This window comes from Pseudomonas sp. AN3A02, from assembly GCF_011765255.1.
In the GTDB taxonomy this organism is placed as follows: Bacteria; Pseudomonadota; Gammaproteobacteria; order Pseudomonadales; family Pseudomonadaceae; genus Aquipseudomonas.
Genome location: NZ_JAARNI010000014.1, coordinates 32164 through 50891, shown reverse-complemented (window position 1 = coordinate 50891; position 18728 = coordinate 32164). Strand labels below are relative to the sequence as shown.

Genomic DNA, 18728 nt, shown 5'->3' with positions numbered 1-18728 from the left:
GGTAAAACCGGAGACCTACCACTGGGCGCCGAAGGTCTCCCGCAGTTCGTCCAGTGCGGCCTGGTCCAGTGGCGCCGGGCGCGGGTTGCTCATCAGCCAAAGCCGTGCGGTTTCTTCGAGTTCTTCCAGGGCATAGCTGGCCTTGGACACGGAGCTTTCCCAGACCACCGGCCCCAGTCGTTCGAGCATCACGCCGCGTACGCGGTTGGCCAGTTGCGCCACCTGTTCGGCGACATTGGGGGCGCCAGGGCGTTGATAGTTGATCAACGGGATATGGCCCACCTTCATCACCTGGTACGGCGTCAGCGGCGGCAGGATGTCGTCCTGGCTCCACACCCCGGCCAGGGTCAAGGCCACCAGGTGCGTGGAATGGGTATGCACCACGCCACCGACGCCAGGGTTGCGATCGTAGACCTGGCGATGCAGGGCCAGGGTTTTCGACGGCTTGTCGCCCGACACCCATTTGCCCACCAGATCGACCTTGGCAATGGCCGCAGGATCCAGGCGCCCAAGGCAGGCGTCGGTGGGGGTGATCAGCCAGCCGTCATCGAGCCGGGCGCTGATGTTGCCGGCGCTGCCCACGGTAAACCCGCGCTGGTAGAGGCTGTGCCCAACCGTACAAATTTCCTCGCGCAGTGCGTTTTCGCGGCTCATTGCGCACCTCCGGCCAATTGCTTCAGGGCCTTGTCGAAAAAGTCCCGGCCGCCGAAGTTGCCGGACTTGAGCGCCAACGCCAGCGGCTCAACCGTGTTGCTGACGGTGGCCGGTACGCCGGGGTCGATCTGCGCGCCAATCTGCAACAGCTGTACGCCGAGGGCCTTGACTACCGCACCGGAGGTTTCACCGCCCGCGACAACGAAGCGCCGCACGCCGCTCTCGCGAAGGGCCTGGGCGATGGCGCCCAAGGCGTTCTCCACCAGCTCGCCCGCATGCTCGGCGCCCAGTTGCTGCTGGACCGCTTTGACTTCGTCCGGAGTACTGGTGGCGTAGATCAAGACGGTGTGTGGCTGGTTGCGTGCAAAAGCCACGGCGTTTGCCACCACCGGTTCACCGGCCGCCAGGGCCAGCGGGTCGATGCGCAGCGCTGGCCGCCCGGCCTCGATCCAGGCGGCAACCTGGCCGTTGGTGGCGATCGACGCGCTGCCGGCCAGCACCACTTCGCCGCCTTCCACCGTTGGCAGTGAGGCCGGGTCGAAGTCGCGCAGCTTGCCGGCACGGCGGAAGTTTTCCGGAAGCCCCAGGGCCAGGCCCGAACCACCCGTCAACAGTGGCAAGTCGGCGCAGGCGGCGCCGAGGGTATAAAGGTCCTGGTCGGACAGCGCATCGGCAACCGCCATGCCGACACCTTGGGCGCGCAGTTCGGCGATCTTCTCGCGAACCTGCGCAACGCCCTGGGCGATGCTGTCGTAGCGCAGCAGGCCAACCTTGTATGAGGTTTGCGACTGCAGCACGCGGACCAGGTTGGCATCGGTCATGGGTGTCAGCGGGTGGTGCTGCATGCCCGACTCATTGAGTAACTGGTCTTGCACGAACAGATGGCCACGGAAGATCGTCCGGCCGTTTTCCGGAAACGCCGGGCAGGCGAGGGTGAAGTCACTGCCCAGCGCCTTGAGCAGCGCTTCGCTGACCTGGCCGATATTGCCGGCGGACGTCGAGTCGAACGTGGAGCAGTACTTGAAGAAAATCTGCTCGCAACCCCGTGCGCGCAGCCATTCCAGGGCGGCCAGGGAGTCGGCGATGGCTTCGGCAACGGGCAGGGTGCGAGACTTCAGGGCAATGACGATGGCGTCTGCGTCCAGCCCGGCCGCGACTTCGTCGCTCGGAATGCCAATGCTCTGCACCGTACGCATTCCGCCGCGCACCAGCATATTGGCGAGGTCAGTGGCTCCGGTGAAATCGTCGGCAATGCAGCCCAGCAAAGGGCGTGCGGCAGGTAGGTTCATGGCGCGGTCCTTATACGGAGTCAGGCTTGGCGGTCGGCAGTTCGATGCCAGGGAAAATCTTGATCACCGCCGAATCGTCCTCACGCCCGAAACCGGCGCTGGAGGCCTGCATGAACATCTGGTGCGCGGTGGCCGACAGCGGCAGCGGAAACTTGCTGGCCCGTGCGGTATCCAGCACCAGGCCCAGGTCCTTGACGAAAATATCCACGGCGGACAATGGCGTGTAATCGGCCTTGAGAATGTGCGGTACGCGGTTCTCGAACATCCAGGAATTGCCGGCGCTGTGGGTGATCACCTCGTACAAGGCATCGGCGTCGACCCCTTCGCGCAGCCCCAGCGCCATCGCTTCGGCGGAGGCGGCAATGTGCACGCCCGCCAGCAACTGATTGATGATCTTGACCTTGGAGCCCAGGCCATGCACGTCGCCCAGGCGATAGACCTTGCCGGCCATGCCCGCGAGCACCGCATCCGCCTTGGCATAGGCTTCGGACGGGCCGGAAGTCATCATGGTCATTTCGCCGGCCGCGGCCTTGGCGGCGCCGCCGGAGATCGGCGCGTCCAGGTACAACAACCCGGCTTCTGCCAGGCGCTGGCCCAGCTCCACCGCATAGGTCGGCGCCACCGTGGCACAGCCAATCACCAGGCTTCCCGGGCGCAATGCGGCGGCCGCCGAGTGCTCACCAAACAGGACGGTCTCGGTCTGTTCGGCATTCACCACCACGGTGATGATCACATCGCATTCACCCGCCATCTGTGCCGGTGAGCTGCAGGCTACGCCGCCTTCGCTGGCGAACTGTTGTGTGACGGCTTCACGCACGTCACAGGCATGCACATTGAAACCGTTGCGCAGCAACGAGCGGGCAATGCCCAGGCCCATCGCGCCAAGTCCAATAACGCCTACGTTCTTATTATTCATGGGGGTTCCTGTTTTGTGGTCAGGGGGTGATACGTGTTGGGCTGATAATCCACCAGTGATCAGATTATGTGAAGTAATTTTTTCAAATAACATATTTTAACATTGGCGGTGTGAGCGTCGCGCAGGCTCGGGTGGCACCCGGCAAAGCGCACTAAATTGACGTCAAATAAAAAGGCTGCCGGGCTGTGTTTAGTTCCGTACCGGACAGCCGATAGCGCCTTTAGAGTCCATTGCTCTGAAGGGGTACGTCATGTTCAATAAAACGTTGAGAACAGAACTGGCGGCCAGGACGGCCGATGTTGCAGGGTACAAAGGATTGGTGGCTGCGCTTGAGCGCTCGATGGCCGTGGTCGAGTTCGACTTGAACGGCAAGGTGCTTCGCGCCAACGATAACTTCTTGCAGGCGTTGGGATACCGCCCGGATGAATTGAGTGCAACGTCACATCGGGACTTTTGCTTGCCTGCATTGACGAACAGCGCGGCGTACGGCGAATTCTGGGCCGCGCTTCGGGCCGGCAAATTCGTTTCCGGCACCTTTCAGAGGGTCAATAAAGACGGGCAGACGGTCTGGCTGGAGGCCAGTTATAACCCGGTGCTGGACGAACGTGGCCAGGTGTTGAAGGTCGTCAAGTATGCGCTTGTCGTCACCGACAAAGTGGCCCAGGAGGCCGCCACCCGCAGCAAGCTCGTGGCGCTGGACCGGGCCATGGCGGTGATCGAGTTCGACCTGAGCGGCAATGTGCTGGTCGCCAACGAAAACTTTCTGAATGTCATGGGTTATGGGCTGGCGGAACTCAAGGGTAAGCATCACCGCCTGTTTTGCGAACCCGGCCTGGTTAACAGCAATGAGTACACCGACTTCTGGCGTCGCCTGAATGCGGGCGAGTTTTTCAGCGGGCAATTTAAACGCCTGGGCAAGCACGGCCGCGTCGTGTGGCTGGAGGCAAGCTATAACCCGGTGTATGACGCCGACGGCAAGTTGACCAAGATCGTCAAGTTCGCCAGTGACATCACCGAGCGGGTCGAGAAATTCGAGGCCGACTCCCGCGGCGCTTCAAGGGCTTACCATATTTCTGCCGAGACCGAGAAGTTTGCCGAGCAGGGCACCCAGGTCATTCAAGAGACCGCCAGTGAGATGCGCCGCATTGCCGAAAACATCGGGGCGTCTGCGCGACTGGTGGGGCAACTGGGCGATCGCTCCGAGCAGATCACCGCGATCGTCAATACCATTCGCGGGATTGCCGACCAGACCAACCTGCTGGCGCTCAATGCCGCCATCGAGGCCGCCCGGGCAGGGGATCAAGGGCGAGGGTTTGCCGTGGTCGCCGACGAGGTGAGGCAGCTGGCGGGGCGCACCAGCCGCTCCACGGCGGAAATCGCCGAGATGATCAGCAAGATTCTCGCCGAGACACGGGACGCGGTCGTCAGCATGAATGCCACCCAGGAAGGTGCGCAGCGCGGCGTTACGCTGGCCGATCAAGCCGGTTCGGTGATTTTGCAGATTCGCAACGGCACCAGCGACGCGGTCGAGGCTGTGAGCATGTTCGCTTCCAAGCTCGATGAATCCGAAGTGATTCCAAAGACCGCCATCAGCTGGGTGGGGTAGAGCCTCAAGCTGCGCCTTGCTCTTGACGTCGAACAGGGAATAGAAAAAGCGCCACTCGTTGAGTGGCGCTTTTTTTTGCCCGCGCTGTTAGCGGTTCAAGCATTACCCTCAGCGAAATGCCTAGAACTTGAAGCGCCCCACCAGGCCCTTGAGCTGACCGGAAATATCCGTCAACCGTCCGGACCCGGTCTGTGCCGAATGCGCAAAGCCTTCCACCAACTGCGCGTCGGCATGGATCTGCGCGATGTGCCGGTTGATCTCTTCGGCCACCTGGTGCTGCTCCTCGGCGGCGGTGGCGATCTGGGTGTTCTGGTCGCGAATCGAGTCGACCGAGCCGCGGATCTTGTCGAAGCTGTCGCGAGCCTGCTGGATGCGTTCCACGCTGGTGTGGGACACCAGCAGGCTGCCTTGCATCTGCTGAGTGACTTCCTGGGTGCGGCGGGCGAGGTTGCCCAGCAGGCTGTCGATTTCGCCGGTGGAGTCGGCGGTGCGTCGCGCCAGGGCACGTACCTCGTCGGCGACTACGGCGAACCCACGGCCCTGGTCACCGGCACGTGCGGCTTCGATGGCGGCATTGAGCGCCAGCAGGTTGGTCTGTTCGGCAATCGAGCGGATGGTGTCGAGGATGGTGTTGATGTTTTTGCTGTCCTGCTCCAGTTGCTGCATCGTCTGGGTGGAGCGCTGCAGGTCTTCGCTGAGCTTGAGCACGCTGCCGGTGGCTTCGCCGATATGCTGCTGGCCGTCGTGTACATCGCGGTAGCCTTCGTCGGCACTCGATGCGGCGGCGCTGCAGGAGCGGGCGACTTCGTTGGCGGTCGCCACCATTTCGTTGAAGGCGGTGCTGACCAGCTCCACGGCCTCACGTTGGCGGCCTGCCGCCTGGTTCATGTTGTGGGCCACATCGCGGGTGTCGGCGGCGGCGGCTTGCAGGTCGGAAGAGGCATTGCCGATGCGCTGCACCAACTGGGCGATCATGCTCAGGAACTGGTTGAACCAGCCCGCCAGGCTGGCGGTTTCGTCCTTGCCCTGCACCTTGAGCTGGCGGGTGAGGTCGCCTTCACCTTCGGCAATCTCTTGCAGGCCGTCGGCCACCCCGCGAATCGGGCGCACGATCACGCTGGCAAAGCTGGCGCCGACAATCGCGAACACCACGGCCAGTGCGGCGGCGATGGCGGCGATCAGCCAAGTCAGGCGAGTGGCGCCGGCCATCACTTCGTCACGTTTGATCAGGCCGATAAAACGCCAGCCCAGGTCTTTGGAGCTGACCACGTTGGCCATGTAGGTCACACCCTCGATGTCGACCTGGGTCACGCCGTCGCCGCGCTTGGCCAGCTCGGCATAATTAGCGCCCAGGTCGGCCAACGGTTTGAAGTTGTGCTTGGCGTCGCTGGGGTCTACCAGCACGTTGCCGTTGGCTTCCACCAGCATCAGGTAGCCGCTGTCGCCGAGCTTGATGTTGCGCACCAGTTCGGTGAGTTGCTTGAGCGACACGTCCAGGCCGACGACGCCAAGGATCTTGCCCGCGTCGTCGGCGACGGTGTGCACGGTGCCGATCAGCGACACATCGTCTGGCGCCCAATAGTACGCGCCGGTACGCACGGTCTTGCCTGGCGCGGCGATGGCCGCTTGGTACCAAGGGCGCACGCGCGGGTCGTAGTTGTTCAGTTTGGTGTCGTCAGGCCAACTGGCGTAACCGCCGTCGCTCAGTCCCAGGGACAGGTAGGCGGTGCTGGGATGGCTTTTGGCGAACTGGTCGAAAATCCCCAGAAGGTCCTTGTTGGTCGTAGTCAGCGGGATTTGCGCAGCGTCGGCGCCGGCATAACTCTTGAGGTCCCTGGCCGCGACAACGCGCGGGTCTTTGGCCACGTATTCGACGTTCTGGCTGATGCCGTCGAAAAACTGCTTCATGCCGTTGTCGATCTGACGGATCTCGCGGCCGCTGCTGTCGAGGAAATTGGCCATGGCCCCCTCGCGCACATTCAGCACCACCAAAATGGCCACCAGGATGACCGGCAGACACGCGATGGCCGCAAAGGCCCAGGTCAGCTTCTGCTTGATATTCATGACTTCACCTGCGGGTATTTATAGTTTTGGCAAGGAGAAAACAGTAGCGTCGAACGTCGCATGTGTTGTTTTGAAGGCGGGTGTGGCCATGCGTACCCTCTGTGTATCGACTGCGGGGCGCTCACTTGAGGCCGAAAGAACGGTTTACCGGTGGGGGCTGGTGGTCTCAGTCCTCGAACACAGCGCCATCAAACGCCGCTGCTAAACGTGATGTATAAGTTTCTCAAACGTCATCAACCATCTTTTTCCGGCGTGATACGCTAGCCTCACTTTTGAATTGGCACTGGTCGTTCCCGCGTATACGGCGACAGTGAGGAGTGAACATGTCGAAAATTTCCCACCATGATCTGCGGCGCTCGTTTCGCGAGCTGCTGGCCTCCCAGCACTGCTTTCACACCGCCTCGGTGTTCGACCCGATGTCTGCCAGGATCGCTGCAGACCTGGGCTTCGAAGTCGGCATCCTGGGTGGCTCGGTGGCGTCGCTGCAGGTTCTGGCTGCGCCGGACTTTGCGCTGATTACCCTGAGTGAGTTCGTCGAGCAGGCCACCCGCATCGGCCGGGTGGCGCAGCTTCCGGTGATCGCCGACGCCGACCACGGCTACGGTAATGCCCTCAACGTGATGCGCACGGTCCAGGAACTGGAGCGTGCGGGCGTTTCAGCGCTGACCATTGAAGATACCTTGCTGCCCGCGCAGTTCGGGCGCAAATCCACCGACCTCATCAGCACGGAAGAGGGCGTGGGCAAGGTCAAGGCAGCCCTGGAAGCGCGGGTCGATCCGCAGCTTTCGATCATCGCGCGGACCAACGCCGCCGTGCTGCCAGTGGAAGACGTCATCCATCGCACCAAGGCATATCAAGAAGCCGGCGCAGATGGCATCTGCATGGTGGGCATCCGTGACTTCGACCACCTTGAGCAGATCGCCGAAGGCCTGACGGTTCCGCTGATGCTGGTGACCTACGCCAACCCGAACCTCAATGACAACGAACGCCTGGCCAAGCTGGGTGTGCGGATTGTGGTTGCCGGCCACGGCGCCTACTTCGCCTCGATCAAGGCCACCTACGACAGCCTTCGTGAACAGCGCAACCTCACGCGCAGCACGTCGAACCTGACCGCCAGCGAACTGACCCATACCTACACGTTCCCCGACACCTACGTGAACTGGGCCAAAGAGTTCATGGATGTCCAAGAGTGACAGTGGCGGCCTGACCAATGGTGTTGGCGCGGTGGTGATTCACCGCGCCCGGGCGTCACCGTCCTTGTCTAAGCTAATTCCATAAAATTATTTATTTTATTTTTTATAGAACAATATCCTCTAACTGAGTTGACCCTTGGTGCGCCGGGACTGGCGCTGCTCAAGCCTTATCCGCTCAGGAATCTATAAAAATGAAAACGCTGAAACTGGCCCGGAATCTCATTTCGGCCGTGGGCCTCGCTGTCCTTTCCCTAAGCGCTCACTCCGCCGACCTTACCATTGGCTACATCAACGGCATCGACCCCCTCAAACGCGCCATCGCCGACGGCGAATATGAAAAAGGCATCGGCCAGAAAATCGATTGGCGAAAGTTCGACGCCGGCCCGGCCGTCCTTGCCGCCATGGCTTCAGGCGATGTGCAGATCGGTAACCTGGGTTCCAGCCCGCTTGCCGCGGCGGCGTCGCGAAACATGCCGCTGGTGGCGTTCATTGTCAGCGCGCAGATTCGCAGCTCCGAGGCGCTGGTGGTACGCGATGGCAGCGGGATCAGAATCCCTGAAGACCTGATCGGCAAAACCATCGCCGTGCCGTTTGTGTCGACCTCCCATTACAGCCTGCTGGGCGCGCTGAAGCATTGGAACCTGGACCCGCGCAAGGTCAACATCGTCAACCTCACCCCGGCGCAAATCACCGCCGCCTGGAGCCGTGGCGATATCGACGGGGCGTTTACCTGGTCGCCTGCCCTGGGTGAAATTCGCAAGACCGGCAAGATTCTGACCGATGCTGCCGAGGTTTCGAATTGGGGAGCACCGACCTTTGAAGTATGGGTGGCACGCAAGGACTTCGCAGAAAATAACCCGAAAGTGGTAGCCGATTTTGCCAAGGTCAGCCTGGCAGCGATTGCCGATTACGCTGCGCATAAAAAGGACTGGACCGCTGATTCCGCACCTGTAAAAAGCATCGCCCGACTCACAGGCGCCAACGCTGCGGATATTCCCGAGCTGCTCGAAGGCTCATCGTTCCCGAGCGCCGCCGAACAAAAAAGCGCCCAATACCTCGCCGGCGGCACCGCCAGGGAAATCGGCAAAACCGCCGAATTTCTGAAAGAGCAGGGGAAAATCGAAAAAGTCCTGCCTGACTACTCCGCCTTTGTCAGCGACAAGTTTGTCGGAGAGTAACCATGGGCCTTACGCTTCGTCCTCTCGGCCCAACCATCGGCGCCGAGGTCGAGGGGCTGGACATGTCCCGGCCTCTGAGCGATCAGCAGCAGCACTGGGTGGAGCAAGCGCTGCTGCAGCACCAGGTGCTGTTCTTCCGTAATCAGGCAATTACACCTGCCGAACATGTGGCGTTTGCCGCGTGTTTCGGAGATTTGCACCGGCATCCGATCTATCCCCATGTGGACCAGCACCCTGAGTTGCTGCTGATCGACACCGCGGTGACCGACGTACGCGACAACGCCATCTGGCACACCGACGTGACGTTTCTCGCCGCGCCGGCAATGGGCTCCGTGCTGGCGGCCAGGCAGGTGCCGGCTTTCGGTGGCGATACATTGTGGGCCAACGGCGTGGCCGCGTTCGAGGCGTTATCGGCCCCCATCCGGCGCCTGCTCGACGGCCTGACCGCTACCCACGAATTGATCAAGTCCTTTCCCACCGAGCGCTTCGGCAGCACGCCCGAAGCACTGGAGCGCTATGAAAAAGCCAGGAAGGATCATCCGCCGCTGTCACACCCGGTGGTCAGGACGCATCCCGCCACGGGCCATAAGGCGCTGTTCGTGAATGAAGGCTTTACCACGCGAATCAATGAGCTGGAGGCGGCGGAAAGTGATGCGCTGCTGCGGCTGTTGTTCAGCCATGTGAGTCGCCCTGAATTTACCCTGCGTTGGCGATGGAAGGCGAATGATGTAGCTTTCTGGGATAACCGCATTACCCAGCATTACGCGATCGATGATTACCGTCCCAATAGACGGGTCATGCATCGCGCGACGATTTTGGGGGATGTGCCTTTTTGATGGAGAATCAGGCGATGGACCTGCCTTTGGTGATCAACCCGGACGACTATCTGGAAACCGAGTTCGGCCGGGAGTACACGCCTGAGCGCAATCGACAGGCATGGCAGCTCGCGTATGCACGCTTGAAGGAAGTACTGTCACAAGCGGTCGAGGGCTCTCATGTCTACGTGGTCATGGGCGTGCAGGGCGCTGGCAAGTCTCGCTGGGTGGCGGAAAACCTTGACCGATTGGGTCGCGGGGCGATCGTCTTCGATGCTGCCCTGCCGGCGCGGCGTCATCGGGAGGAGCTGCTTTCCATCGCGAGGGAATATGCAATCCCGGTGATCGGCATTCTGGTGAGTGCACCGCTGGCGTTGGCGCTGTCGCGAAATGCCCAACGCAATGCTGACAAAAGAGTGCCAGAGGACGCGCTGAAAAGCGTGTTCAGCATGCTTGAGCCACCCAGTGAAGATGAAGGATTTGTGTGGGTACAGACCATTGAACAACAGGCGCCGCTGCCCACAACCCTGCAAACTGCCCGGATGACCCTGGTTGCGCCTGATGTGGCGCTCGCAGAAGAACTCGCCGATGCCTTGAACGCCAGCTACGCACTGCACCGCCAGTTTCTCGAGTGGAGCAAGCCGCACTGGACGCTGGAGGACACGCAGGAAAGCCTCCAGCGCGCGATAAAAGACTTCGATGCACCTGCCGGGGAGAAAAGGTACTTTCTGTTATCTCGTGATGAGCCCCAGGCATTGGTGGGCTGTATCGGCCTGCTGCCGCTTGCCGATGAGGTTCACAGCTTCGAAATCGGCTATTGGGGTAATCAGGCTCACACCGGTCTTGGGCTGATGAGGGAGGCATTGACTGTTCTGGTTTCACAGTTGAGCGGGCACACACTACGCCTGACCACCTCTTCGGCGAACTTATCCAGCCAACGACTGGCTGAGGCAGCGGGGTTTGAATGGGTGGAAACCCTTCAAGGCGCGCGGCGCTGCGAGTACTTCGGGGTACGCGATACACTGGTTTACCGTCGGGTCGCACGCTGACCCTAGAGGTACTCACACTCCGCCCGTAGCAGCGATAGCTGAACCAAGTCCTGATGAGCCCCGTTCCAGTAACCCGCCTGCCTCAGCGTTCCTTCACGCACGAACCCGGCTTTTTCAAGCAGGTTCAGTGAGCGGGCATTGTCGGGATGAACCAGCGCCTCGATCCTGTTGAGTTCCATGTGCTGGAACGCCCATCGAACGGCGGCGTAAACCGCCTCCTTCATCAGCCCGCGGCCTTGTGCCGATTGCGCCATCTCAAAGCTGATCGCACAGCTTCGCCACCCACGATTCCATTTAAAGAAACCACAGGTGCCGATCAGCTCTGCCGTGGCGGTGTCCTCAATCCCCCAGCGAATGCCTGGGTTGGGCGACGTACGCCAACTGGCAAATACCTCAATCAATTGCTCCGCTTGGAGAGGCTCGGTCAGCGGATCGGTGCCGAACCACTTCATTGCCTCTGCGTCGCCATGAATCGCAAACAACGCCGCCGCGTCCTGCTGTCTCAGCTCCCTGAGGGTCAGGCGTTCGGTTTTGACGATGGGGAATTCGGACACTGGCGGCGTCACCTTTAAGAAAAACGATTCTCTAAGGTGTGTCTTACACGGCAAAAAATCAATCAAGTGGGCCCATGATCGCTGCCACGCAGCGTGTGGGGAGTGAAAGCAGAGCTGCTTTTATGTGGGAGCGGGCTTGCTCGCGAAAAACCTGAGAGCGCCGCGTTCATCCAGAATGCCAGCGTCATCGTTAACGACCTTCGCGAGCAAGCCCGCTCCCACATTTGGACCGTGCCCGCTTTAGCTTTTGATTTACAACACTCAAGCCGGCCGGGAGGCCGCTGTGCTCTTGATCTGCTTTTGATCTTAGGCGCCCCAATAGCCGCCGTTACCTAAACAATGGATATGCACACATCACCCCGCCCAGCGCCCCCCACATTGCACCCACGCCCCAGAGCCGATAGTCTTGCAAACCATTACCAAAAACCCAATCCCCTCGGGCCCATTGGGTAAAAGGAGAGGTTTGTGAACATCGGACAGTTCGCCTTTCAACGCCAGGTTGAAACTCTATACGTCGACCACAACAGCTGGCTGCGCACCGTGCTACGGCGCAAATTGGGCAACGCATTCGATGCCGCCGACCTGGCCCACGACGTCTACCTGCAACTCATGCGTAAGGGCCAACTCCCGCCCACCGGCGAATCCCGCCGCCACCTGACCCAAATCGCCAACGGCCTGGTCATCGACCTCTACCGCCGTCGCCAGATCGAAACCGCTTACCTGCAAGCCCTGACCCTCTTGCCCGAACCCTGCGCGGCCGATGAAGAAACCCGCGCCCTGGCCATCGAGGCCCTGATCGAAATCGACGCCGCCCTGCACAGCCTGCCACCCAAGGCACGCCAGGCCCTGTTGCTGTGCAAACTCGATGGCCTGAGCTACCGCGAGATCGCCGCCGAGCTGCAAGTCTCCGTCTCATCGGTGGAAAAATACATCGCCGCCGGCCTGCTGGCCTGCTACCAAACCCTGCACGGCTGACCCACAGCGATGTCGACCGAACAGCCAATCGCCCCCGTTATCATCGAGCGCGCCACCGCCTGGATGGCACGTCTATGGGCCGATGACGCCAGCGCCGAAGACCACGCCAACTGCCTGCGCTGGCGCGCCGAACACCCCCATCACGAGCTGGCCTGGACACGCCTGCTGGGCTTCGAGCAAAAACTCAACAGCGTCCCTGCCGCAGTAGCCAAGCACAGCCTGGCCGAACCCGAAGCCCCCGACTCCCTCAATCGCCGCAGCACCCTGCGCCTGCTCGGCCTGTTGGTCGCAGCCGGTGGCCTCACCTACGGCGTGCGCCGCACCGACGCCTGGCAACTGGCGAGTGCCGGCCATAGCACCCGCACTGGCGAAATTCGCGAAGTCGTATTGCCCGACGGCACTCGCCTGGTGTTGGGCTCGGCCTCGGCGATTGACGTGCAATTCGACGACCACCAACGCCTGGTGCTGCTGCGGGCCGGTGAGGTCTTCATCACCACTGCGCCTTCATCCCGGCCGTTTCGGGTGCAGAGTCACCAGGGCCTGTTTCAGGCGCTGGGCACGCGCTTCAGCCTGCGACAGTGCGACGACAGCTGCCAGTTGGCAGTGCTTGAGGGCGCCGTGCAGGTGCAGCCTGAGCAGGGCGCAGTCGCGCGAGTGGAAGCGGGGCAGGGTGCCACGGTTTCCAGGGACAAGGCGCAACCGACTGCGGCGGTGACCGATCGCAGCATCGCCTGGGTCAAGGGGCTGTTGTTGGCCGATGGCACCCGGCTCGACGAGCTGATCACCGAACTGGCGCGCTACCGCCCCGGTGTACTGCGCTGTGCGCCGGAGGTGGCGATGCTGCGGGTCAGCGGCGTGTTGCATCTGGAAAACACCGACCTGGCCCTGGACAATCTGGCCGCCGCGTTGCCGATACAAGTGGTGAAGCGCACCCGCTATTGGGTGACGGTAAGTGCCCCTGCCTGAAAAAACCTTGAGATTTGATTGAGGGTTTTGGCTGCTCGTTCGGAAGATAAGGTAAGGGCGAGCAAAGGCTCATTCAGTCAGGGAGACTTCATGAGTAACAAGGATGTGGCTGCGGCCAAACCCAGGGAGCGGGGCGCGGTCTCGCAAGTGTTGCGGCCGGTGCGCGGGCGACTGATCGTTGCGGCACTGCTGGCCGGTGTGGGCAGTATGCTGACGTTGGTGCCGCTGGGGGGCGTTGTGCATATCGCCAGGATCGCCCTCGGCGGGCCGTCGATGGCCCAGACATCGGTCGAGCTGTGGTTGACCATCAGTGTCAGCCTGGCGAGCCTGTTCGTGGGCTTGCTGTTGATGACGGTTGCAGAGACGGTCGCGCACCTGGCCGACAACCACCTCACTCGTCACCTGCGCCTGGCAATCGCTCAGCGACTGAGCCAGGTGCCGCTGGGCTGGTTCACCGAGCGGGCGTCGGGCGAGGTCAAGCAGGCGATGCAAGACGATATCGGCACCCTGCACAGCCTGACTGCGCATTTCTATACCACCGCGGGGCGTTGTGCCGGGGCCGTACTGTTGTCGGCGGCCTATCTGTTCACGGTCGACTGGCGCATGGCGCTGGTATCGCTGTTGCCGTTTCCGGGGTTTTTCCTGTTCTTCAATCATGCGATGAAAGCCAGCGGCAGCGCGATGCAGTCCTTTGTCGAACGCATGACCCGGGTCAATAACGCAGTCGTCGAGTTCGTCAACGGCATTCCGGTGGTCAAGGCTTTCGGTGCCATCGGCAAGGCCCACGCGGGCTACCGCAAGGCGGTGGATGATTTCAGCGAAGCCTTCGTTGAGTTCACCCGGCCGCTGGTGGGGACGATGGCCAACGCCAACGCAATGATCGCCCCGGTGACGGTGCTCGCGGTGGTACTGACGTTCGGCCTGGTGTTTGTCAGCCTGGGCTGGATCAGCGCCGTGGAGGTGCTGCCGTTCGCCATTGTCGCGCCGGGTATTTGCGCGCCGCTGATGCTGCTGAGTTACATCACTCACGACCTGAACAACGCCGTTGGCGCCGCCGAGCGTGTACAGGCACTGCTGGCGACGCCGGTGCTGGCGCAGGCGGAGCCGGGCTCCGAACGCTTGCCCAAAGATACCGAGGTGCGCGTGGAAAACCTCGGGTACGCCTACGACCCACGGAACCCGGTACTGTCAAACATCAGCTTCACCCTCAAGCCCGGTACCGTCACCGCCATCGTCGGCGCTTCGGGCTCGGGCAAGTCGACCTTGGCGCGCCTGCTGCTGCGCTTTTTCGACCCGACCGAGGGGCGTATCACCTTGGGTGGCGTCGACCTGCGGCAGGTCGAGACTTCGCAGCTCTACAACCTGATCGGGTTTGTGCTGCAAGAGGTACGCCTGGTCCACGCCAGCGTTGCCGAAAACATCGCCCTCGGCCGGCCCAGCGCCAGTCGCAAGGAAATCGAGGCGGCCGCACGGGCGGCGAATATCCATGAGTGCATCATCGGCTTGCCACGGGGCTACGCCTCGGTGATCGGCGAGGATGCGCAGTTGTCCGGTGGCGAGCAGCAGCGCATCAGCATCGCCCGCGCGGTATTGCTGGCGCCGCCGGTGCTGGTGCTGGATGAGCCCACGGCCGCCGCCGATGCCGGGAACGAGGTGGCGATCCAGGACGCGCTGTCGCGCTTTGCCCAGGGGCGCACGCTGTTGGTGATCGCCCATCGCCTCGACACCGTGATGCACGCCGACCACATCATCGTGCTGGAAAACGGCCGCATCGTTGAACAGGGCAACCATCCTCGACTGATCGCGCAGGAAGGCCGCTACGCGCGCCTGTGGGCGTCGGGCGGCTACAAACAGACCCGCGAACAGGCGCTGCCGACATGCTGAAAACCTTTATCGAACTGTTGGGCGACGACGGGCCAGTCTTGCATCGCTATGTGAGAAACGTGGTGTTCTACGGCGCGCTCTGTGGGCTGACCATCGCTGCGCTGGTGCCGGTACTGACCGATATGCTCAACGGTGATCTTGCCGAAGCAGCGCTGTGGCTGGTGGTATTCCTGGCGGCGGTGGCGACGTGTTGGACGACGCGACGGGAAGTTGAAAAGGCCGGCGTCGCGGTGGGCGTGGCGGTGCTGCAAGGCGGTCGCCAGCGGATCGGCGACCACGTGGCCGGGCTGCCTGTCGGCTGGTTTACCCCGGATAACACCGCGCGGCTCAACCAGGTGGTGACCCAGGGCATGATGACCGTGGCCCAACTGCCGGCCCATGTATTTACCCCGGTGCTCAGCGGCGTGGTGACGCCGTTGGTGCTGGTGCTGGCGCTGTTCGTGCTGCACTGGAAAATGGGCCTGATCGCCTTGTTGGCGTTGCCGATTCTCGGTGCCGCATTCTGGCTCAGCGCACGGCTTGGCCGGCGTGCCGACCGGGCGTTCCAACGCAGCTCGGCTGACACCAGCCAGCGCATGCTGGAGTTCGCCCAGTCGCAGTCGGTGTTGCGTGCGTTCAGTGGCGGCGGTAGCTCGGTGTTCCTGCAACGGGCGATTGAGCAGCAACACGCGACAGGGGCTCGCCTGATCCTGTTGTCCGCAACCTCGGTGCTGCTGAATACGTGGATGGTGCAGGTGGTGTTCGCCGCCTTGTTGATCGCCGCCGCATTGTGGCTCGACGCGTACCTGGGTAATCCCTTGCACGTAGGCTCGGTGATCGCGGTGATGGTGTCGCTGTTGCTGGTCAGCCGCTTCATTGACCCCCTGCTGGAGGTGGCCGGTTATGGCGAGACCTTGCGCGGCGCCGGGATGCAACTTGAGGCGGTGCGCGAGATCCTGGCCGCATCGCCGCTGAAAGAGCCGAGCGCCCCGCAATCCCCACGGGATGCCTCAGTGGAATTGTGCGACGTGAGTTTTCGTCACCCGGGTGGTCCTCGGGACGTGCTGCGTGGCGTGAGCCTGCGAATTGAACCGGGCAACATGACCGCGCTGGTGGGCGCTTCCGGCTCGGGCAAGACCACGCTGCTGAGACTGGTTGCGCGGTTTTTCGAGGTCAGCCAAGGCCAGGTGTGTATCGGTGGCGTGGATGTGCGACAGATGTCTGGCGAGCAGCTTAACGCGCAGATCAGCCAGATATTCCAGGACACGTACCTGTTCCAGGGCAGCGTCGCCGACAACATTCGCCTGGGCAAGCCTGACGCAAGCGATGTGCAAGTGCTGGAGGCCGCGCGGCAGGCCGGTGTGCAGTCGATTATCGAGCGTTTGCCCATGGGGCTGTCGACCAGTGTCGGCGAGGGCGGGGCACGCCTGTCCGGCGGCGAGCGCCAGCGTATCGCGATCGCCCGTGCGTTGATCAAGGGCGCGCCGATCCTGCTGGTGGATGAAGCCACTGCTGCACTGGACGCCGAGAACCAGGCAGTCATCGCCGAAACCCTGGCACGCTTGCGCGGCAAGTGCACGTTGATCGTGATCGCGCATCAGTTGTCGACGGTGGTGATGGCCGACCAGATTGTGGTGCTTGATGAGGGCCGGATCGTAGAGCACGGCACGCCAGAACAACTGACGGCTCGGCAGGGGCGTTATGCCCGGTTCCTGGCGCAACGGAGGGCGTCGAAGGGGTGGCGTATCGCCTAGTGGACCCGCCAGGAAGGCGGGTCCGAAGAGCAGGTTAGAGCTTCGGCAGTTGCCCGATGCGGCCCATCATTTCAGTGACGATCTGCAGGTCCAGCAGGAACTGGTCGACGGTCTTGAACTCGTTGTCGGTATGGCCGGTGTACTTGACCTCTGGCCGTGCCAGGCCGAATTGCACGCCATTCGGCAACTCATGCACCGAGGTAGCGCCGGCCGAAGTCCCGTACTTGTGCTCCATGCCCAGGTTCTCGCTGGCCACGGCCAACAGCGCCTTGACCCACTCGCCTTCAGGGTTGCGGTACATCGGCTCGGCGATCGAGTAGTCGAAGCTCACGGCCACGTGGTTCTGTTTAGTCCAGGCTGCCAGCTTGTCGGCGATTTCAGCCTTGAGCGCTTCCGGCGACTTGCCCTTAGGCACACGCAGGTTGACTGCCAGCTTGAAGGTACCGTCATCCTCACCGACATAGGTCAGCGACGTGGTCAGCGGCCCCATGAACGCATCGGAGAAGCCCACACCCAGTTTGCCGCCCAGGTAATCCAGGCCCCAGTTGGTGGCGGCATAACGCGCGGCATCGGTGAACTGGTTGTGCTTGAGCGCCACCTTGCCGTCGAGGCTGTTGAGGAAGTCGAGCATGCGGGCCACCGGGTTCACACCGGATTCTGGCTCGGAGGAGTGAGCGGACACGCCAGTGACGATCAGCTTGACGTCCTTGCCGTCGACCTTGACTGCCACTTCGAAGTCACCGCCATTGCGTTTGGCGTATTCGCTACCGGCCTTTTGCAGGCTGGCGGCCAGTTCGGCGGGCTTGTCGCTCAACAGTGTCACCACCGACGCCGACGGGATCTGGTTGGTGGCCTTGCCGCCGGTCATCGAGATGATTTCTGCGCCTTTGCCTTCAGCCTTGCGCTTGGGGAACTTGGCCATGACCGTGCCGTAGCCTTTCTCGGCGATCACCACCGGGTAGCCGCCATCCAGCGCCAGGTTGTAGTTGGGCGTTGGGTTGTGTTCGAAGTAGTACGGGATCGCGTCGCCGGAGGTTTCCTCGGTGGTGTCCACCAGCAGCTTGAAATTGCGTGCCAGCGGCAGTTTCTCTTCCTTGATCACCTTCATCGCGTACATCGCCACCACGATGCCGTTCTTGTCATCCTCGGTGCCGCGGCCATACATGCGGTCGCCGATCAGTGTGACCTTGAACGGATCGAGTTTGGTACCGTCCTTGAGCACCCAGTTTTCCGGGGTTACCGGTACCACGTCGGCGTGAGCATGAATGCCGACGACTTCATCGCCGCTGCCTTCCAGGGAGATCTCATAGACGCGATTGTCGATGTTGCGGAAGTTCAGGTTGAACGACTCGGCCAGACTCTTGATCCTGGCGGCGATCTTGATGAACTCGGGGTTGTCGTGCTGGGCCACGCCGGTCACCTGGAACGTCGGGATCTCCACCAGTTCGCGCAGGGTTTCAGTGGCGGCAGCGCCGTACTTCACCCGCGCATACAGGCCCAGCAGGCGATGGATTTCGTTCTGCTGGTCGGCGGTCAGGTCCTTGTTGTCGAGGAACGCGCTGATAGCTGGGCCGAGGTTGTCGCTCTTGGCCACGTCACTCTTGGCCAGGCTACCGAGAAACTGCCTGAAATCCTTGACCGAAGCGTCACTGAAGGTCTTCAGGATGATCGCATTCTGTTGCGGGGTGAGGTTGGCTTGAGCTTGGGTGGTGAACACCGAAAGGCTGGCGGCCATCAGGGTGGCTACGGCCAGTTGCTTGAGGGAAAAATCCATTGCTGAGGGCATTCCTTTGCAGGGAGTGAGTGAGAAATGTCTGATCATAAGGTCAGAAACAATTTCACACACTACCAT

General features: G+C 61.9%; 14 protein-coding genes and 3 pseudogenes. 10 read left to right on the top strand and 7 right to left on the bottom strand.

Annotated elements, in window-relative coordinates; all coding sequences use genetic code 11:
- Window positions 1-15: 15 nt before the first annotated feature.
- Genes HBJ59_RS29295 through ltnD form a run of 3 tightly spaced genes read right to left on the bottom strand, consistent with a single transcriptional unit; the run spans window position 16 to window position 2952 of the window.
- Window positions 16-654, bottom strand: a complete 639-nt coding sequence (locus tag HBJ59_RS29295; protein ID WP_167665568.1) for an aldolase — start codon at window positions 652-654, stop codon at window positions 16-18.
- The gene (gene otnK, locus HBJ59_RS29290; RefSeq protein ID WP_167665567.1) at window positions 651-1943 is read right to left on the bottom strand and encodes a 3-oxo-tetronate kinase; all 1293 of its coding nucleotides are present in this window, start codon (window positions 1941-1943) and stop codon (window positions 651-653) included. The genes HBJ59_RS29295 and otnK overlap by 4 nt, the downstream gene beginning before the upstream one ends.
- 10 nt (window positions 1944-1953) lie before the next feature.
- Window positions 1954-2952 (bottom strand): L-threonate dehydrogenase, encoded by a 999-nt coding sequence (gene ltnD, locus HBJ59_RS29285; protein WP_083676702.1) that lies wholly within the window; start codon window positions 2950-2952, stop codon window positions 1954-1956.
- 157 nt (window positions 2953-3109) lie between these two features.
- Between ltnD and HBJ59_RS32150 the strand changes: the two are divergent.
- Window positions 3110-3874, top strand: a pseudogene (locus HBJ59_RS32150) (PAS domain-containing protein); the annotation flags it as partial.
- A complete protein-coding gene (locus tag HBJ59_RS32145) occupies window positions 3848-4465 on the top strand; it encodes a methyl-accepting chemotaxis protein (protein WP_371103561.1) in 618 nt (205 codons plus the stop codon). The pseudogene HBJ59_RS32150 and the gene HBJ59_RS32145, both read left to right, overlap by 27 nt.
- Window positions 4466-4585: 120 nt before the next feature.
- On the opposite strand, the pseudogene HBJ59_RS32140 reads toward HBJ59_RS32145, so the two are convergent.
- Window positions 4586-5128: pseudogene (locus HBJ59_RS32140) on the bottom strand (methyl-accepting chemotaxis protein); the annotation flags it as partial.
- A 321-nt stretch (window positions 5129-5449) separates the two neighbouring features.
- Window positions 5450-6427 (bottom strand): annotated as a pseudogene (locus HBJ59_RS32135) (cache domain-containing protein); the annotation flags it as partial.
- Window positions 6428-6852: 425 nt separating this feature from the next.
- Between HBJ59_RS32135 and HBJ59_RS29270 the strand changes: the two are divergent.
- From HBJ59_RS29270 to HBJ59_RS29255, 4 genes are all read left to right on the top strand, one after another.
- A complete protein-coding gene (locus tag HBJ59_RS29270; protein ID WP_076016403.1) occupies window positions 6853-7722 on the top strand; it encodes an oxaloacetate decarboxylase in 870 nt (289 codons plus the stop codon).
- 191 nt (window positions 7723-7913) lie between these two features.
- Entirely contained in the window at window positions 7914-8900 is a 987-nt protein-coding gene (tauA, locus tag HBJ59_RS29265) for a taurine ABC transporter substrate-binding protein (protein WP_076016402.1), read from the top strand.
- Between the two features lie 2 nt (window positions 8901-8902).
- Window positions 8903-9736 carry a taurine dioxygenase gene (gene tauD, locus HBJ59_RS29260; protein WP_167665565.1) on the top strand — a complete coding sequence of 278 codons (834 nt, stop codon included), beginning with the start codon at window positions 8903-8905 and terminating at the stop codon, window positions 9734-9736.
- 14 nt (window positions 9737-9750) lie between these two features.
- Window positions 9751-10764, top strand: a complete 1014-nt coding sequence (locus HBJ59_RS29255; RefSeq protein WP_076016400.1) for a GNAT family N-acetyltransferase — start codon at window positions 9751-9753, stop codon at window positions 10762-10764.
- Between the two features lie 2 nt (window positions 10765-10766).
- Here the strand turns inward: HBJ59_RS29255 and HBJ59_RS29250 are convergent, their stop codons facing one another.
- Entirely contained in the window at window positions 10767-11318 is a 552-nt protein-coding gene (locus tag HBJ59_RS29250; protein ID WP_076016399.1) for a GNAT family N-acetyltransferase, read from the bottom strand.
- 465 nt (window positions 11319-11783) lie between these two features.
- Here HBJ59_RS29250 and HBJ59_RS29245 point away from each other — a divergent pair, with 465 nt between their 5' ends.
- The 4 genes from HBJ59_RS29245 to HBJ59_RS29230 all read left to right on the top strand — a co-directional run bounded on the left by HBJ59_RS29245 (window position 11784) and on the right by HBJ59_RS29230 (window position 16876).
- Window positions 11784-12293 (top strand): sigma-70 family RNA polymerase sigma factor, encoded by a 510-nt coding sequence (locus tag HBJ59_RS29245; protein ID WP_076016398.1) that lies wholly within the window; start codon window positions 11784-11786, stop codon window positions 12291-12293.
- Between the two features lie 9 nt (window positions 12294-12302).
- Window positions 12303-13259, top strand: coding sequence for a FecR domain-containing protein (locus HBJ59_RS29240; RefSeq protein ID WP_167665564.1), 957 nt, complete (start codon window positions 12303-12305; stop codon window positions 13257-13259).
- 90 nt (window positions 13260-13349) lie between these two features.
- A complete protein-coding gene (locus tag HBJ59_RS29235; protein ID WP_167665563.1) occupies window positions 13350-15143 on the top strand; it encodes an ABC transporter ATP-binding protein in 1794 nt (597 codons plus the stop codon).
- Window positions 15137-16876 (top strand): ABC transporter ATP-binding protein, encoded by a 1740-nt coding sequence (locus HBJ59_RS29230; RefSeq protein ID WP_167665562.1) that lies wholly within the window; start codon window positions 15137-15139, stop codon window positions 16874-16876. Before HBJ59_RS29235 ends, HBJ59_RS29230 begins: the two co-directional genes overlap by 7 nt.
- Window positions 16877-16910: 34 nt before the next feature.
- On the opposite strand, the gene HBJ59_RS29225 is transcribed toward HBJ59_RS29230, so the two are convergent.
- Window positions 16911-18650 (bottom strand): dipeptidase, encoded by a 1740-nt coding sequence (locus tag HBJ59_RS29225; RefSeq protein ID WP_167665561.1) that lies wholly within the window; start codon window positions 18648-18650, stop codon window positions 16911-16913.
- Window positions 18651-18728 lie beyond the last annotated feature (78 nt).

Coding starts and splice junctions, on each gene's coding strand:
- HBJ59_RS29295 (WP_167665568.1), bottom strand. CDS start 654: ATGAGCCGCGAAAACGCACTGCGCGAGGAAATTTGTACGGTTGGGCAC.
- otnK (WP_167665567.1), bottom strand. CDS start 1,943: ATGAACCTACCTGCCGCACGCCCTTTGCTGGGCTGCATTGCCGACGAT.
- ltnD (WP_083676702.1), bottom strand. CDS start 2,952: ATGTTATTTGAAAAAATTACTTCACATAATCTGATCACTGGTGGATTA.
- HBJ59_RS29270 (WP_076016403.1), top strand. CDS start 6,853: ATGTCGAAAATTTCCCACCATGATCTGCGGCGCTCGTTTCGCGAGCTG.
- tauA (WP_076016402.1), top strand. CDS start 7,914: ATGAAAACGCTGAAACTGGCCCGGAATCTCATTTCGGCCGTGGGCCTC.
- tauD (WP_167665565.1), top strand. CDS start 8,903: ATGGGCCTTACGCTTCGTCCTCTCGGCCCAACCATCGGCGCCGAGGTC.
- HBJ59_RS29255 (WP_076016400.1), top strand. CDS start 9,751: ATGGACCTGCCTTTGGTGATCAACCCGGACGACTATCTGGAAACCGAG.
- HBJ59_RS29240 (WP_167665564.1), top strand. CDS start 12,303: ATGTCGACCGAACAGCCAATCGCCCCCGTTATCATCGAGCGCGCCACC.
- HBJ59_RS29235 (WP_167665563.1), top strand. CDS start 13,350: ATGAGTAACAAGGATGTGGCTGCGGCCAAACCCAGGGAGCGGGGCGCG.
- HBJ59_RS29230 (WP_167665562.1), top strand. CDS start 15,137: ATGCTGAAAACCTTTATCGAACTGTTGGGCGACGACGGGCCAGTCTTG.
- HBJ59_RS29225 (WP_167665561.1), bottom strand. CDS start 18,650: ATGGATTTTTCCCTCAAGCAACTGGCCGTAGCCACCCTGATGGCCGCC.